The organism is Candidatus Magnetaquiglobus chichijimensis (genome assembly GCF_045865675.1).
In the GTDB taxonomy this organism is placed as follows: domain Bacteria; phylum Pseudomonadota; class Magnetococcia; order Magnetococcales; family Magnetaquicoccaceae; genus Magnetaquiglobus; species Magnetaquiglobus chichijimensis.
On record NZ_BAAFGK010000002.1, the window covers coordinates 281,831 to 298,221 of the forward strand.

General features: G+C 62.9%; 13 protein-coding genes. 10 read left to right on the forward strand and 3 right to left on the reverse strand.

The annotated features are described in order from the left end of the window. The first annotated feature begins 168 nt into the window (after positions 1-168). Positions 169-2,292 (forward strand): AMP-binding protein, encoded by a 2,124-nt coding sequence (locus tag ACOY6C_RS03195; RefSeq protein WP_420904030.1) that lies wholly within the window; start codon positions 169-171, stop codon positions 2,290-2,292. A gap of 35 nt (positions 2,293-2,327) precedes the next feature. Here ACOY6C_RS03195 and ACOY6C_RS03200 read toward each other — a convergent pair whose 3' ends face one another. Both ACOY6C_RS03200 and ACOY6C_RS03205 read right to left on the reverse strand, forming a co-directional pair. Then, positions 2,328-3,272 carry a diguanylate cyclase gene (locus tag ACOY6C_RS03200; protein WP_420904031.1) on the reverse strand — a complete coding sequence of 315 codons (945 nt, stop codon included), beginning with the start codon at positions 3,270-3,272 and terminating at the stop codon, positions 2,328-2,330. Positions 3,273-3,334: 62 nt separating this feature from the next. Continuing rightward, a complete protein-coding gene (locus tag ACOY6C_RS03205; protein WP_420904032.1) occupies positions 3,335-7,519 on the reverse strand; it encodes a PAS domain S-box protein in 4,185 nt (1,394 codons plus the stop codon). A 299-nt stretch (positions 7,520-7,818) separates the two neighbouring features. Here ACOY6C_RS03205 and uvrB point away from each other — a divergent pair, with 299 nt between their 5' ends. The 5 genes from uvrB (at position 7,819) to dtd (ending at position 12,098) form a co-directional block, all read left to right on the forward strand. Next, complete coding sequence (gene uvrB / locus ACOY6C_RS03210; RefSeq protein WP_420904033.1) at positions 7,819-9,936, forward strand: excinuclease ABC subunit UvrB; 2,118 nt, start codon at positions 7,819-7,821, stop codon at positions 9,934-9,936. A 117-nt stretch (positions 9,937-10,053) separates the two neighbouring features. Further along, positions 10,054-10,365: an Hpt domain-containing protein gene (locus ACOY6C_RS03215; protein ID WP_420904034.1), complete on the forward strand. Its 312-nt coding sequence runs from the start codon at positions 10,054-10,056 to the stop codon at positions 10,363-10,365. Between the two features lie 47 nt (positions 10,366-10,412). Beyond that, complete coding sequence (locus ACOY6C_RS03220; RefSeq protein WP_420904035.1) at positions 10,413-11,177, forward strand: response regulator; 765 nt, start codon at positions 10,413-10,415, stop codon at positions 11,175-11,177. Beyond that, a complete protein-coding gene (locus ACOY6C_RS03225) occupies positions 11,146-11,565 on the forward strand; it encodes a response regulator (protein WP_420904036.1) in 420 nt (139 codons plus the stop codon). Before ACOY6C_RS03220 ends, ACOY6C_RS03225 begins: the two co-directional genes overlap by 32 nt. Before the next feature lie 68 nt (positions 11,566-11,633). Continuing rightward, entirely contained in the window at positions 11,634-12,098 is a 465-nt protein-coding gene (gene dtd / locus ACOY6C_RS03230) for a D-aminoacyl-tRNA deacylase (protein WP_420904037.1), read from the forward strand. Positions 12,099-12,104: 6 nt separating this feature from the next. Here dtd and ACOY6C_RS03235 read toward each other — a convergent pair whose 3' ends face one another. Next, on the reverse strand, positions 12,105-13,166 hold the full coding sequence (locus ACOY6C_RS03235; RefSeq protein ID WP_420904038.1) for a M23 family metallopeptidase: 1,062 nt from the start codon (positions 13,164-13,166) through the stop codon (positions 12,105-12,107). A gap of 208 nt (positions 13,167-13,374) precedes the next feature. Here ACOY6C_RS03235 and ACOY6C_RS03240 point away from each other — a divergent pair, with 208 nt between their 5' ends. The 4 genes from ACOY6C_RS03240 to miaA are packed head-to-tail and all read left to right on the forward strand — an operon-like array spanning position 13,375 to position 16,251. Beyond that, on the forward strand, positions 13,375-13,770 hold the full coding sequence (locus ACOY6C_RS03240) for a response regulator (RefSeq protein ID WP_420904039.1): 396 nt from the start codon (positions 13,375-13,377) through the stop codon (positions 13,768-13,770). Then, positions 13,767-14,378: a TetR/AcrR family transcriptional regulator gene (locus ACOY6C_RS03245; RefSeq protein ID WP_420904040.1), complete on the forward strand. Its 612-nt coding sequence runs from the start codon at positions 13,767-13,769 to the stop codon at positions 14,376-14,378. The genes ACOY6C_RS03240 and ACOY6C_RS03245 overlap by 4 nt, the downstream gene beginning before the upstream one ends. Positions 14,379-14,383: 5 nt before the next feature. Beyond that, positions 14,384-15,322 (forward strand): site-specific integrase, encoded by a 939-nt coding sequence (locus ACOY6C_RS03250; protein WP_420904041.1) that lies wholly within the window; start codon positions 14,384-14,386, stop codon positions 15,320-15,322. Between the two features lie 14 nt (positions 15,323-15,336). Continuing rightward, positions 15,337-16,251 carry a tRNA (adenosine(37)-N6)-dimethylallyltransferase MiaA gene (gene miaA, locus ACOY6C_RS03255; protein WP_420904042.1) on the forward strand — a complete coding sequence of 305 codons (915 nt, stop codon included), beginning with the start codon at positions 15,337-15,339 and terminating at the stop codon, positions 16,249-16,251. Positions 16,252-16,391 lie beyond the last annotated feature (140 nt).

Here is a 16,391-nt window from a genome sequence, read left to right on the forward strand (position 1 = left end):
GCCTCCGAAGGGCTTTGCCCTTGGATCCCAGGGGCCATTGGCCTCTGGAGACCACCCCATGCAGGGGGGGGCTGAATGGTTACGAAATTCTTTTATTTTATGACTGGTTGAAACCGTTTTGCAAGGATTGCCGCATCCCTATCCCAAACCTTGAGCAAGGATGACGACGTGGCTACATGGCGCAAGCGATTCACCGCCTGGTTGATCCGGCGGCGGGCCCATATTTATGGGGCGGAGATCCTTTCCACGACCACCGGTGGTTGGCTGGCCGTCGCCAATCACGATCACCGCCTGGACTGGCTCCTCATGGCCCCATTCCTGCCCGATGGCTGCCGGTTCGCCCTCCATCCCGGCGAAATGCCCCCGGCCTGGCTGCGCGCCTGGTGCCATTGGCTGGTCTTCATGCCTCTCGACCCTCTCGAGCCCGAACAGCTCAAGCCCCTGGCGCGACACCTGAAGGAAGGGGGCAGGGTGGCGCTCTTTCCCACCGGAGGCGGCTTCGGCGATGGCGCGGTGGGACGGATCCATGCCGGTCTGGCCCGCCTGCCGGAGTTGGCCGGCGTGCCGGTGATCGGCCTGTGGATCGATCACACCGCCTGGTGGCGCGTGAAAGGGTATCGCCCCTCCCCAAACCTCACCATCATGCCGCCGCGCCATCTCGATCCCGGTCACGGCTCCGACCGCACCCGCGCCGCCGAGTTGGCTCTGGCAACCCTCTTGGAAGAGGCGGCACTCAACGCTCGTGGTCACCCGGCCACCCCCTGGCAGGGTCTGGTCCACATGGCCGAAACGTTGGGGCGCGCCTTTCCCATTCTCGCCGACTCCACCGGCGCGCGCCTCGACTACGGCGGCGTGCTGTTTCGCGCCCGGCTGCTCGGTCGTCTGCTGGCCGAATGGACCCAACCCGGCGAACGGGTCGGGGTGCTGCTTCCCACCTCCGCCGGATCCCTGGTGGTGCTCTTCGCCCTGTTCGCCATCGGTCGCGTGCCGGCCCTGCTCAACTTCACCGTCGGACCCGGCGCGGCCCGTTCCGCCTGTCGCACCGCCCACATCCGCCTCGTGCTCACCTCCCGGCGCTTCGTGGACAAGGCCAATCTTGCCCCCCTTGTCGCGGAGTTGGCCAACGAAACCACGGTGCGCCACCTTGAGGATCTGGCCGGTGCGGCCCGTCGTCCCTGGAACCTGCTCCGCGCCTGGCTGGCCTCTTTCAGCCGTTCATGCCCCCCGGTTCACCCCCATGACGAAGCGGTGATCCTGTTTACCTCCGGCACCGAAGGCGAACCCAAGGGGGTGGCCCTCTCCCACGCCGCGCTCATGGCCAACATCCGTCAGGTCCAGGTGCGGGTCGGGCTGCTCTCCGCTCCCGGCCAGGACCTGATGCTCGACGTGCTGCCGCTCTTCCACGCCTTCGGCCTCACCGTCGCCGGACTGGCGCCGCTGCTGTCCGGTTTCAAGCTCCATATGCACCCCTCGCCCCTCGACTACCGCGCCATCGCCGAAATGGCCCAACGCCTGCGGCCTACCCTCCTGGTCGGTACGGATACGTTTCTGGCCGGTTACGGACGGGTGGCCCACCCTGGTGATTTTCAATCCTTGCGCCGGGTCTTCGCCGGGGGCGAACCTCTGCGCGAACGGACCCGCCACCTGTGGTTGGAAAAATTCGGCGTGCCGGTCTATCAGGGGTATGGCGCCACCGAGTGCGCTCCGGCCATCGCGGTCGATACCCCGCTTTTGAAAGGGGATTCGGGTTGCGTGGGTCTGCCGCTGCCCGGCGTTTCGATCAGGCTCGAACCGGTTGCCGGGGTCCACGAGGGCGGACGTTTGCTGGTGAGCGGTCCCAACCTCATGCTCGGCCATATCCCGTCGCGCGGGGATGGAAGGGTGGTGCCGGTTCACGCTTCCGGACCGGGCGCCGGGTGGCACGATGTGGGCGACGTGGTGACCGTGGATGCGCATGGCTTCATCCGGATCGTGGGACGGCTGAAACGGTTTGCCAAGATCGGTGGGGAGATGGTCTCCCTGGCGGCGGTGGAGTCCCTGGCCGAGATCGCCTGGCCCGACCATCGCCATGCCGCCGTCAGCCTCTCCGACTCCCGCAAGGGGGAGCGGATCGTCCTGGCCACCGAGTACCCGACCCCGGATCGCGACACCCTGATCGCGGTGGCCAAACGGGAAGGGATGTCCGCGCTGTTCGTGCCGGGTCGCATCGAGCACATGGAGACCATTCCCCAGCTCGGACCGGGCAAGATGGATTATCAAACCGTGATCCGGTTTATGGAAACCGGTTTATGATATAGTGGGAAGAGAGGTCGATTCGACAGGACGGATCAGGCGTTTGCGGCGGTTTCCGCCTCCCAGGCGTGCAGCCCGGACTGGATCTGATTGCGCCCCGAGAGCTTGGCCATGTACAGAAACTGGTCTGCTGCGGCCAGGATCTCTTCGGGCTCGTGTCCGCGTTTGGGCGTCACCGAGATCACCCCCATGCTTAGGGTCACGATGTCGGCCACGTCCGATTGGGGATGGGGAATGGCCAACGAGGCTACCGCCTGTTTGATCTTTTCGGCGGTGTGAACCGCCCCCTGCAAGGGGGTCTCCGGCAGGATGCAGGCGAACTCCTCCCCGCCGTAACGGGCCACCAGATCGGTTTTGCGCTCCAACGTCCGTGACAAGGCTTCTGCGATTTGGCGCAGACAGACATCTCCGGCCTGATGGCCTTGAACATCGTTGAACTTCTTGAAAAAATCCACGTCGATCAACATCGCCGAGAGCCTGGATTCGTGACGCAGACCCCGATGCCACTCCTGGCGCAGGAATTCGTCCAGACTGCGGCGGTTGGGGATGCCGGTCAGACCATCCAGGGAGGCCAGACGCCGCAACAGGTCGCTCTGGCGTTTCAGATCGATGTGGGTCTTGACCCGGGCGCGCAACAAGAAAGGCTTGACCGGCTTGGTGATGTAGTCCACGCCGCCCGCCTCGAATCCGATCGCCTCGAACTGCTCCTCGCCCATGGCGGTGACGAAGATCACCGGAATGTCCCGTGTCGAGGCGCGGCTTTTCAACCGCCGGCACACCTCGTAGCCGTCCATGTTCGGCATGATCACATCCAACAGGATCAGATCCGGTCCTTTCATCTCGGCCAGGTTCATCGCCTTGGACGGGTCGGTGGTGAACAGCACCCGGTGATCCGGTTGCAGAAGCTTGGCCAGCACCTCGATGTTGGTCGCTTCGTCGTCCACCACGAGGACCGTGGGTTGTACGTTCTCTCGCGCCATGCTTCGTATTCCTTAAAGATCCGTCGGAACCGGTGATGCCCACCGATCCCCGCATCCGCTTCTCATTTCTGTTCGGCCCATGCCGCCATTTCATCGGCTACCTCTCTGGCCGCCTCTTCGAACTCCAGCATCTCCAGATGCTGTTGGATGCGATCCAGACGACCGGTGTCCGCCCGACCTCTCAAATGAGGGGCGAGCCTGCCAAACAGTTCACGGGCCTCGAAATCCCCATCGATCAGAAGATCCAGCAACCGTTCCATCTCGCCGGGCGGGAGGGTGGATTGCTCCAGAGGTTCGATCATCGGAGCCGGGATTGGTTCCCTGTCGGCCTGCCGCTCGATCGCCGCGATCAGGGTGGAAACTTCTTCGCGCAACCCTTCCAGTTGATGCCGGGCACCGTCCAGATCCCCCTCCTTGACCAACATCTCCAGCCGCGCGGCCTGCTCCGCGACCTGGTTGGCCGAAAGATTGCCCGCCACCCCTTTCACGCCATGGGTCAACGCCCGCGCCGTCTCCGCGTCGCCATCCGCGAGCGCCTCGGCGATCCGTTCCACCGTGTTTCGATGGGCGGTGATGAACTGACGGGTCAAGCGCATGAACAGATCGACATCCCCATCCAACCGCTCCAGGGCCGCGTGGATATCGATCCCCTCGATCTCGGGAAGCGGCATTTCGGCAACGACCCCCGCCGCATCCGTCGGCAACCGCTCCGGGGGCGCCTTTTTTGGTCCCTGTGCCTCGGGGGCCAGCGTCGCCCCCGTGGCCGGGATCAATCCACCCAACACCGCGAACAGATGCGCGACCACCACCGGTTTGGTCAGGTAGTCGTTCATGCCGATCGCCAGACATTGATCCTTTTCGCTTTTTAACGCATTGGCCGTCATGGCGACGATCGGCAGTCGCCCGGCGTCCAGGCGAAGCCGCAAGCGGCGCGTCGCCTCGTAGCCATCCATCACCGGCATCTGCAGATCCATGAGCACCAGATCGTAGCGATCCGGATCCGCGAAAACCCGTTCGAGCGCCTCTTTTCCGTTGCTGGCATGCTCCGAGGCGATGCCGGCCTTGGCCAGAATTCCCTCCGCCACCTGCCAGTTGATCTCGTGATCCTCGACCACCAGAATGCGCTTGCCTTTCAGATGGGCGGGAATGCGCTCCTGGCTTTTGACCGGGCCGGACATCTGGGCCACCATCCCACGCCCGAACGTCTCCTGGATGGTGTTGAGCAGCGTGGAGGGGGTGACCGGTTTGAGCACGAAACCGTTGATGCCCACATCCTTGGCCTCGCGCATCACCTCCTGACGCCCGTGGGCGGTCACCATGATCACCAGCGAGGAGTTGTTGGCGGCGATGTCGCGAATGTGCCGCGCGGTTTCGATGCCATCCATGTCCGGCATCTGCCAGTCGAGCAGCACCAGATCGTAGGGCCGTTCCCAGGAATCGACGGCCCGACGCATCTCCTCCAGGGCCTCTTCGCCGGAGGCGACCGCATGAACCGTGCAATCCAGACCACGCACCATCTCGCTTAAGATCAACCGCGAGCTGTCGTTGTCGTCCACCACCAGCACCCGCAGAATACCCGAATGGTGGCCGGCAAGCGAGATCTGTACCGGTTCTTGCGGGAATTGTCGGGCCATGGGGACCGTGAAGGCGAATTCGCTCCCCTTTCCAGGCGCGCTGATCACCGTGAACGAACCGTTCATCTGATCGACCAGACTCTTGCAGATCGCCAGTCCCAACCCCGTGCCGCCGTAATGGCGCGTGGTCGAGGAGTCGGCCTGCACGAACGGCTGAAACAGGCCGGTGATCTGCTCCTTGGTCAGACCGATGCCGCTGTCCTTGACCGAAAAACGCAGATGGGCTGTCTTGTCGGTCATCTCCTGCGCCTCGACCCGGAAGACGATCTCCCCGGCATGGGTGAACTTGACCGCGTTGGTGCCGAGGTTGATCAGGATCTGTTCCAAACGCAGCGCGTCGCCGATCAGGGAGCGGGGCAGATCCGGCGGGATCGAGAAAAGAATCTCCAACCCTTTTTCCTCGGCGCGCATCGACACCATGCTGGCCACCTTCTCCATCACCTCGCCGAGCTGGAAGGGGTGGAGTTCCAGCTCCATGCGTCCGGCCTCGATCTTGGAGAAGTCCAGAATGTCGTTGATGATCCCCAGCAGGGTCTCCGCCGCGTACTGGATTTTGCGCATGCGCGCTTGCTGACCCGGCGTGAGCGGCGTCTGCGACAACAGATAACCCAGGCCGATGATGGTGTTCATCGGGGTGCGGATTTCATGGCTCATGTTGGCCAGAAAGAGGCTTTTGGCCCGATTGGCCGCCTCGGCGTTCTCCTTGGCCGCCAGCAGGGCTGCCTCGGCCTGTTTGCGCTCGGTGATGTCGCGGATCACCGCCGAGAAATACCGGCTTCCATCGGCATGGGTCCAGGCGTTGAGCGACATTTCCAACGGGAACTCCTGGCCATCCTTGCGCCGTCCGCTCATCTCCGTGGTCAGCCCGAGCATCGGGGCGTGTCCGGTCTGGAGGAACCGCTCGAAACCCATCCGATGGGCTTCGGCATGGCGATCCGGAATCAGGGGACGCAGGGTCTGTCCCAGGATCTCCTCCTTGGAATATCCGAACAGCGACTCGGCCCCCTTGTTCCAGAAGATGATCTTCTGCGCGCAATCCACGGCGATGATCGCATCGCGAATCGACAGGGTGACCGAACGGAACCGCTCCTCGCTGGATTGGAGACGCGCCAGGGTCTGTTCGTGGCGGATCATCTCCTGACGCATCTTGAGGTTGCTCGATTCGGCCTGGGCGATGGCCTCGTTGAGCGAGGTGAGCATTTGTTTGCGTTCGGAGATGTCTCGCAGAAAGGCGGTGAAGAAGGTGAACTGTTCGCCGGGGATCACCGTGATGGCGATCTCCGTGGGAATGCGCACTCCCCTGGCGTTGATGGCGTGGATTTCGATGTGCTGGTTGATGACCCTCTGTTCCCCGGTGGACAGATAACGGACGATGCCCTGGCGGTGGGATTCGCGCAATTCCGGGGGAATGATGGTTTCGGCGATGTCGTGACCCAGCACATCCTGCTTGCGAAAGCCGAAGATCCGTTCGGCGGCCTTGTTGAATTCGAGGATGCGACCCTGGGTGTCGATGGAGATGATGGCATCGAGGGCCGTGTCGAGGATGGCGCGGTTGCGTTCTTCGCCGTGTCGCAGTTCGGCGGTGGCCTTGCGCAGGTTGCCCTCGATCCGCGACAGCAGATGGCGGAACACCCAGGCCAGAAACAGGGCGCTCAAGGTGATGCCGAAGATGACCCGGTTTTTGTGGGCATTGGTGATCTTGTCCAGGAACTGGTCCTCGTGGATCACCAGCAGCCGGGCCACGTCCCGCTCCCGGATGTCACGGAGCGGCAGGGTGAAGTGATGCAGATGATTCACCCCCTCGTTGTCGGTCAAAACGGTCTCCAACAGGCCGTCTTTCCACTGGTTGGCGCGCACCTGCCTGGCCATTTCCGGCGGGAGGGTGTGTTTGGATCCCATCGAACGCACCACATCCGGAAAGTGATCCCACTCTTCGGCGGCGGTCGGATAATCGGTGCGCTCCTTCCAGGCGTTCATGTCAAGATATGTTTTGTTCAGGAACAGATACAGATCCGCATGCAGGGTTTTGCGCAAGGTGGGGAGCATGCCGGCCAGATCCTTGCCCATCTCCAGCAGCCCGATCAACTCCCCATCGACCTTCCAGGGCAGCACCACCCGCAGACTCAACTCCCCGTTCAGACCGATCTCCAGACCATGGGCGGTTTGCAGGGATTCGATGGCCAGACGGGTGGAGAGTCGCTGGATGCGATCCCCGTGCAGGGTGGGGTTGTGGACGCGCAGAATGTTGGTACCGGCGTTGTCGTGGAAATAGAGATGGGAGATCGCCTGTTCGCGTTGCCAGTGTTGCAGCATGGGCAGGCTCTTGCGCAGCAGGGCATCGCGCTGACGGGCGCGAAAGAGCGCCTGGATTTCCGGATTGTGGGTGAGTCCGAGCAGTTGACCTTCCATGGCGCGGCGACTCTCTTCGAGCATCAGCCGCAGGGAGGATTCGACCTCCTGGTGGAAGCGGTTGTTGAACCCCTGGTCCTGTTCGGCGAGCATCCAGTTCAAGGAGAGCAGGAACAGCCCCAACAGCGACCCGTAGGCCAACAGAAACGACGCGATGATCGGCTTCTGGATTCGCCAGATGCTGTTGTCTGGAGGTGACGCCATGTCCTGGGATTCCGGTGCGCGGCTGGTGGATTGAATGGAGTGATGGGCGGTCTTGCCATGACCCAACATTATATCATGACAAATTTCTCTAGCTTTGGCCAGAGGGTGTTACAATGTGATACATGGAAGCGTTTGGGGTGCGTGGCCTTTGGGCGGGCGGTTCGGCCAGGATCGGACCGGTGGGGTGACGTCGGTAAACGGCTGATGGGATTGGGGGATGACCAAAAAAATCTTCACTCTGGACGCATGAACCGGATATACTGGCGCTTTGGCGCCGGATTCAGCAAGGAGAGTGAGGCATGACGCGCGGCAAATTATCGCCGAGGCCCGAAGCGGGTCGGGAGTATCCCTTCGAGCTGGTCTCCGATTTTCCGCCGCGCGGGGATCAGCCGGGGGCGATACGGGCGTTGGCCGACGGGTGGCGGGCCGGCAAGCGCGATCAGACCCTGCTCGGGGTCACGGGGTCCGGCAAGACCTTCACCATGGCCCATGTGATCCGCGAGTTGGGCAAGCCGGCCCTGATCCTGGCCCACAACAAAACCCTGGCCGGGCAACTCTACGGCGAGATGAAGGCCTTTTTTCCCGACAACGCCGTCGAATTCTTCGTCTCCTACTACGACTATTACCAGCCCGAAGCCTACGTGCCGCGCACCGATACCTTCATCGAGAAGGATTCGGCCATCAACGACCGCATCGACCGGTTGCGACACGGGGCCACCCGCTCCCTGCTGTCACGCCGCGACGTGATCATCGTCGCCTCGGTCTCCTGCATCTACGGCATCGGTTCTCCCGAGTCCTATCAGGAGATGTCCCTCGAGGTGGCGGTCGGCCAGGAGATCGACCAGCGCACCCTGTTGCGCAAGCTGGTCGAGATGCAATACACCCGCAACGACATCGAATTCGCCCGTGGCGCCTTCCGGGTGCGCGGGGATACCCTGGAACTCTTTCCGCCCCACGAGGAGAATCGCGCCGTGCGGCTGGAGTTCTTCGGCGATCTTCTGGAACGGGTGCGCGCCATCGATGCCCTCACCGGCACGCCGATCCGCGATCTGGAGCGGTTCGACATCTTTCCGGCCAGCCACTACGTCACCCGGCGCGAGGTGGTGTTGCGCGCCATGGAGGAGATCAAACGCGATCTGGCGGCGCGTTTGAAGACGTTCCGTGATCAGGGCAAGCTTCTGGAGGCGCAACGCCTCGAAACCCGCACCGCCCACGATCTGGAGATGATGCGCGAGGTGGGTTACTGCACCGGCATCGAGAATTACAGCCGCTATCTCACCGGACGGGCGCCTGGTGAGGCGCCGCCGACCCTGTTCGAATATCTCCCCGACGATGCCATCCTGTTCGTGGACGAAAGCCATGTGACCCTGCCGCAGGTGCGCGGCATGGCGCGTGGGGATCGCAGTCGCAAGGAGACCCTGGTCGAATACGGCTTTCGTCTGCCGGCGGCCCTCGACAACCGACCGTTGACCTTCGAGGAGTTCGATCGCATGCGACCGCGGACGATCTATGTTTCCGCGACGCCGGGCGAGTATGAACTCGAGCGCAGTCACCGGGTGGTGGTCGAGCAGATCAACCGTCCGACCGGACTGTTGGAACCGGAGTGCGTGGTGGTTCCGGCCTCCGGGCAGGTGGATCATCTGCTGGCCGAGATCCGCATCGTGGTGGAGCGCGGCCAGCGGGTGTTGGCCACCACCCTGACCAAGCGCATGGCCGAGGATCTGACCGAGTATCTGGAGGGGTTGTCGATCCGGGTGCGCTATCTCCATTCCGACATCGACACCCTGGAGCGGTTGGAGATCATTCGTGATCTGCGGTTGGGGGTGTTCGACGTGCTGGTGGGGATCAACCTGTTGCGCGAGGGGTTGGACATTCCGGAGACGGCGCTGGTGGCGATTCTGGATGCCGACAAGGAGGGGTTTTTGCGTTCCGAGACCTCGCTGATCCAGACCATCGGGCGGGCGGCGCGCAACGTCGATGGTCGGGTGATTCTTTATGGCGATCAGATGACCGGCTCCATGGAGGCGGCGTTGCGCGAGACCCGGCGCCGGCGTGCCCTGCAGGAGGCGTTCAACCGGGAACATGGCATCCAGCCGGCATCGGTGCGAAAGCGGGTGATGGATACGCCGGGCGATGTCTTTGGAACGCGCGCGCCCGCCGCGCCGGCGCGTGCGCGCGTTGCCGAGGCGGGGGAGGGGTATCGGATTCCGGCGGTCGATCCGGCCCGCGAGATCAAGCAACTGGAGAAAAAAATGAAGGACGCCGCGGCCAATCTCGATTTCGAGTTGGCCGCGCTCTATCGGGACCGGCTGATCGCTCTGGAAGAGGAGCTGTTTCTTCCTGGGTTGTCGTTGGCCGATGACCCCAGTTTGCCGGACAAACGAGAACGCGCGGGGAAAACCCTTCCGAAGAGATGATATTTTGTTATAATGCGTCCCGCCAGGGGCGCGATGACTGTTGGGGCATGGCGTCGTGGTTCGGCCTGTTCGCGGCTGGAGCGACAATCGGGAACGTTTGCATGGGGAGTGTTCGGGATGAGTGGCGGGTTGGAGAAGATCGTGGTGCGCATCGATGCGGACTTGGCCGAGATCGCGCCGGGATACCTGGAGAATCGCCGCAAGGATCTGGAGCAGTTGCCTTTGGCGCTGGCGAGCGGGGATTTCAATCTGTTGCGCACGCTGGGTCACCGCATGAAGGGTTCCGGGGCCGGCTACGGCTTTGATGCGATCAGCGAGATCGGACGGGCCATCGAGGAGGCTGCCAAGCGTGAGGATCGACCGGGCGTGGAACACGGCATCGCCGAGTTGGTCGCCTATCTGGAGCGATTGGAAGTGGTGTATGCCTAGTTCTCGTCCAGGGATCTTGGACGTTCAACCTTGGGAGGAACCGTGAGATGTCAACTCCGGATCATGTCCTGGTGGTGGACGACGACCCCGACATTCGCACCCTCGTGGGACGGCTGTTGGAAAAGAACGGCTTTCGCGTCAGCAAGGTCGCCGATGGCAAGGGGCTGCGGCAACTGCTCGAAAAGAGTCAACCCGACCTGATCGTCCTGGATCTGATGCTGCCCGACGAGGATGGTCTGGTGTTGTGTCGCAATCTGCGCTCCCGCTCCAACATTCCGGTGATCATCCTGAGCGCCCGCGGCGAGGACATGGATCGGATCATCGGTCTGGAGATGGGCGCGGACGACTATCTGGGCAAGCCGTTCCACCCCCGCGAGTTGCTGGCGCGGGTCAAGAGCGTGCTGCGTCGCGCCCGTTCCCTGCCCGGCGACACCCAGGAAGAGGACGCCAACACCACCTATCGGTTCGCCGGTTGGGTGTTGGACGTGCCCACCCGTCAGCTCTACTCCCCCAAGTCGAAAAAAATCTTCCTGAGCGGCGGCGAATTCTCTTTGTTGCGGGTTTTTTTGAACCATCCCAATCGGGTGTTGAGTCGCGACCAACTCCTGGACTTCTCTCATGGTCGCGAAATCGAACCCTTCGACCGCACCATCGACATGCAGGTCAGTCGCCTGCGACGTCGTTTGGGCGACGATCCCAAAAAACCAGCGTTGATCAAGACCGTGCGCAGCTCCGGGTATGTCCTGGCGGTGCGTGTGGAGCGGGGAGGGGAACAGCACCATGTCGCGGACGATTCAAGTCCTGTTGATTGACAGCGACCGCTTGCGGCACGCCTTGTTGCGTTCCATTCTGGAAGGAGTGGGACTCGAGGTGTTGGGCGCGCCGGTCGAGGGGTTGGGGTGGCGGGTGTTGCGCGCCGCGCCCTGCGATCTGGTGATCACCGATCTGCCGTTGACCGACGCGGAAGGACTGGAAATCCTGCGAGAACTGCCCAGCGCCTATCCCGAAACCCACATCATCGCCTTGATGGATGGCATCGATGCCCACCTCGAAGCCCGCGAGCTGGCCGACGAACGGTTGCGCGATCGGGTGCGGGTGCTGCTCAAACCGGTGTTCCGGGGGCAGTTGTTGACCTCGATCCGGGCGCTGTTCCCGGACTGGCATCCCGACGAGGTGGATTGGAACGAGGATGGGTTGTGATCCGGTTTTTCGGAGGGGTTCGGTGGCTCCGGGATGCCGGAGCGGCGTGAGAAACGGTTGAAAGCGCGATGAAAGCGGTGGTGCAGCGGGTCAGCGAGGCGGGGGTGACGGTCGCCGGCGAGGAGATCGGCGCGATCGGTGCGGGTCTGGTGGTGCTGTTGGCCGTGGAACACGGCGACGGGGAGCGCGAGGTGACCCTCATGGCCCGCAAGATCGCCGGGTTGCGCATCTTTCCCGACGAACGGGGGAGGATGCACCACGCGGTGCGGGATATTCACGGCGGGGTGCTGGCCATTTCGCAATTCACCCTGGCGGCCAATCTCGACAAGGGGTTCCGGCCCTCCTTCGACCGCGCCGAGGAGCCCAATCGCGCCCGGATGCTTTTCGATTCCTTTTGTCAACGCCTGCATGCCGAAGGGGTCGAGGTGGCCACCGGTCGTTTCGGCGCCGACATGCGGGTCCGGCTGATCAACGACGGGCCGGTCACCTTCACGCTCTCCTTCACGCCGGGTGGCGCGGACCGGCATTCGTAACGCGGCCTATCGCGACTCCAGAGGTTTGGAGAGATGGCGCTCCGTGATCAGGGTCGGAGCGAAATGGAGTTCGCCGGATGTGGAGGCATTCCCGCTGGCTTGGGACAGGGTCGGCTTGGGGGGTGGTTCGGCGCGGGCCAGATGGCGTGAGGCGGAGGAGGGGCGGGTGCCGATTTGATCGAGCAGCGCCACCCACTGGATGCTCTTCTCCTTGAAGAGCCGTTCGTGGTGCTCGGCGGTCCAGGAGAGGAACGGCGCCGGGTTGAGATACTGATGGATGAAGCGCACTTCGTAATGCAGGTGGGGCGCGGTGACGATTCCGCTTTGACCGGTCAGACCGATCAGATCCCCTTTGCGGACGAAATCCCCGGCCTTGACGTGAATCTTGTTCAGATGGCTGAAGGTGGTGCGGAAACCGAAATTGTGGTGCAGACTCACCACCTGCCCCAGTCCGTTGAGCCCGAGTCGTCCGTTGTCCACCCCGGCAAACTCCACCACGCCGTCCGCCGTGGCGGTGATCGGCGTGTTCATCGGCGCCTTCAGATCCACGCCGGGATGAAAGCGGGTCTCCTGATGGGTGGGATGCATGCGGAAACCGAACGGACTGTTGATTCCCTGAAAGGGAACCGGATAGCCGGTGGGAATGGCCGAGGCGAAAACCGTCAACTGTTCGCGGTTCATCAGATAAGGGTCGAGGGACTCGAGCAGGGTTTCGTTGACATGCACCTCCATCGGGGAGAGCGCCTTGCCATCGGTGTTGGTGACCGGCAGACCATCGGGTTCGGGTTCCTGGGTGTCGGTCAGGTGACTGGCGAACAGCTCTTCGAGCGACTCCACGGCGGGTGCGAAGGTGGGATCCCCCGCGATCACCTGGAGCGGACGTTGCGTCTCCATTGCGGCTCCGGCGCCTGGTTTCAACCCGCGCGGCGCCTCGCTTGTCACCACCTCAGCCGGCATGGGCGCACCCCGGCTGGTCAACCAGATGATCACCGCCGTGCTGGCCACCAGCGACGGAATGAGCAGGGTCACCAATCTCGGGAAGATCGCGCGCCAGAAGAGATCTGCCATTTTCGCGCTGTTTTTTATCCATGGATGGCGTGAATGGTTGCGCAAGAACGCCGGAATCGGATATATGGATAGCATGCGAAAAACTCCTGAACTCGGAATGATCGTGCCCTCGTACCCATATCGGGCGACAAGAGTTCCGGGTGAAAGATTTTCGCATCACGGTTGAAAATCTTTGTTCCATTCATCATTACCGAAATCAAGGGCTACCGTGAAAATCCTGATTGCCGATGACGATGTCAACAGCCGGGTGATTCTCAATACGATTCTGGCCGAGTATGGGGCCTGCCATGAGGTCGGCAACGGTGTCGAGGCCGTGGAGGCTTTCAAGGTCGCCCTGGAAAAACGGGAACCCTTCCAACTGGTGTGCATGGACATCATGATGCCGGAAATGGACGGTCAGGAGGCGGTTCTGGCCATCCGGGCGCTGGAAAAGACCCATCGGGTCTCTTCCAACGACGAGGCGGTGGTGATCATGACCTCGGCATTGGATACCCTGGATTCGATCATTCGTTCCTTTGACCAGGGCGGTTGCAACGCGTATCTCGGCAAACCGATCCGTCGGGCCTCGTTGTTGGAAAAGATTCGCAATTACGGTTTGATATGAACAGAACCGGCTATTCCAAGACTGCGGTCAAGATCCTGGAGGCATCCCTGCCGTTGTTTGCCGCGCGCGGATACAACGGCGTGGCCATGCGGGACATCGCCCAGACCGTCGGCATCACCGCCGCCGCGCTCTACAACCACTTCTCCGGCAAGGAGACCCTCTACTTCAAGGCCTTGGAGTACGCCTTCGCCGACAAGGTGGATACCCTTTCCGAGTCCTTGCGCGCCGAGGATCATCCCGAGGAACGGTTGCGACAGCTGATCACCTTCTGGATCGAGATCTTCGGTGGGGATGTGATTTTGCGCTCCCTGTTGCAGCGTGAACTCTCCGATGCCGACGAGCAGCGTTTGCGGTTGTTGTTGGATCGGGTTTTTCTGCCGGTTTACGAAGGAAGCACAGACACCCTGGTGTTGCTCTCCCGTGGTGGCACGGACATGGTTCTGCTCTTTTTCACCATCCTGGGCGTGGTTCTCTCCCATTTCCAGCTGGCTCCGATCCGCAGGCGACTGCCGGGTGCCCTGCCCGAGCATGAGGATGTCGAGCGGATTGCCACCCATCTCACCACGCTGCTCTATCACGGACTGTCGCCGGTCGTCGCGGCGCATTGATTCCGATGAGCGGTTCGCAAGCGTCGTTTTCCGGGGAGACCCTCCTGAAGGCGGCCCTGGTCCGTTATCTGGAGCAGGTTTCGGTTCACAAATCCCCCATCCAGCATGCCCGTGAGCGGCGCAAGGCTGGTCAGATCGCCGCCCGTCTGGGGGAACATCCCCTTGGAGAGATCACCGCCCTGGATGTGAGCGGCTATCGTGATGCCCGTTTGCGCGAGGCTTCCGCCGCGATCGTGCAGGGCGATCTGGACCTGTTGCGTGAATTGTTCGAGGTGGCGGTCGAGCGTTGGGGGGTTGCGCTGGAGGGCAATCCGGTGGGTGGGGTGGCGCCGACGCGGGCGGCATCGGATCGCGAGCGCGCGTTCAAACCCGGTGAGTTGGCCCGTTTGTTGGCCGCCTGTGACCGGCGTCCCACGCCGATGTTGGGGTGGATCGCGAGGATCGCCTTGCAGACCGGGATGAGCAAGGAGGAGATCTTGCGGTTGCGGATCGCGGATGTGGATTTGGCGGCGCGGATCGTCACCGTTCCCAGGGTGTTGAGTCGTCCGATGCGGCAGGTGCCGTTGACGCGCGTTCTGGTTGGGGTGTTCCGGGAGGTGTTGGACTATCCGGAGCGTCCGGAAGGGGAGACGTTGTTGTTTTTCGGCTCCATGGGCGCGTTGGGGATCCGGCGTCCGCTGGCGATCGACAAGGCGTTTCGCTCGGCGGTGGTGCAGGCGCGGTTGAAGGGGTGCGCGTTTGGGGATCTGCGGCATGAGGCGGTGACACGCATGGCCGAGGCGGGATTGAGCGAGGTGGAGGTGCATGCGATTGCCGGGATGCCGATGCCGCGTGGGGGGCGGGTGGTGAAACCGACGGTGGTGCAATTGGTGGCGCGGTTGGATGCGGTCGGGTTTGGGGTGGAGGCGGCGCGGCGCGGGGCGGGCAGGCGTGGGCTGGGTTGAGGTGCGTGTCAAGAATGAAGATCCTCGTCATCCTCGGTCCGACCGCCTCCGGCAAAACCCGTCTGGCGGTACGCCTGGCCCAGCGTTTCGACGGTGAAATCCTCTCCGCCGACTCCCGTCAGGTCTACCGCGGCCTGGATATCGGCACGGGCAAGGATCTCGACGAATACGGCGCCATTCCCTACCATCTGATCGATGTGGCCGATCCGGGCGACGGGTTCAACCTGTTCCGCTTTCAACAACTGTGTCTGGCGCGCATCCCGGAGATCCGCGCCCGCGGTCGCCTGCCGATTCTCGCCGGCGGAACCGGCCTCTACCTGGAATCGATCCTGCGCGGCTACCGTCTGACCCCGGCGCGCGTCGATCCTCGTCAACGGGCCGAATGGCACGCACTCCCGGACGACGAACTCATCGCGCGCCTGCTCGCCCTGAAACCGGAGCAACACAACACCACCGACCTGGAAACCCGCGACCGGACGATACGCGCCATCGAGATCGCCCTGGCGAGCCGAAACGACACGGCGCCCGTGGTCACCACGCCCGAGGCGGATTTTCTGGTGCTCGGTCTGCGCTGGGAACGGTCGGTCCTGCGCGAACGGATCGCCGAACGGTTGCATCGGAGATTGCAAGAGGGGATGATCGAAGAGGTGGAAGGGTTGCTGGCGGCGGGCGTCCCGGAGGAGACCCTGGACGGCATGGGATTGGAGTACCGTTTCGTCACCCGGTTCGTGCGCGGCACCCTGACCCGCGAGGCGTGCGAAACGCACCTGGTACAGGCGATCCGCCAGTTCGCCAAACGCCAGGAGACCTGGTTCCGGCGCATGGAACGCCAGGGAGTCCGCATCCACTGGCTCGACGCGACGGCAGATCCGGAAGGGGAGGCCGAGGAACGCGTCGGCTCGTTTCTGGCGTCGGGCGTCCGTCCGTGAGTGGCTGTTTTGGCACATGCCAACCAGCCTCTGAAGATTGGCCAGGCCGGGAGCGGTAGCCGTTCCGCTGCGTGTGAACGAAAGTGCAGAGAGGGGATTGTCAATCCCGCGTGTAACGAAGCGTATACCTGGGCGGGTGA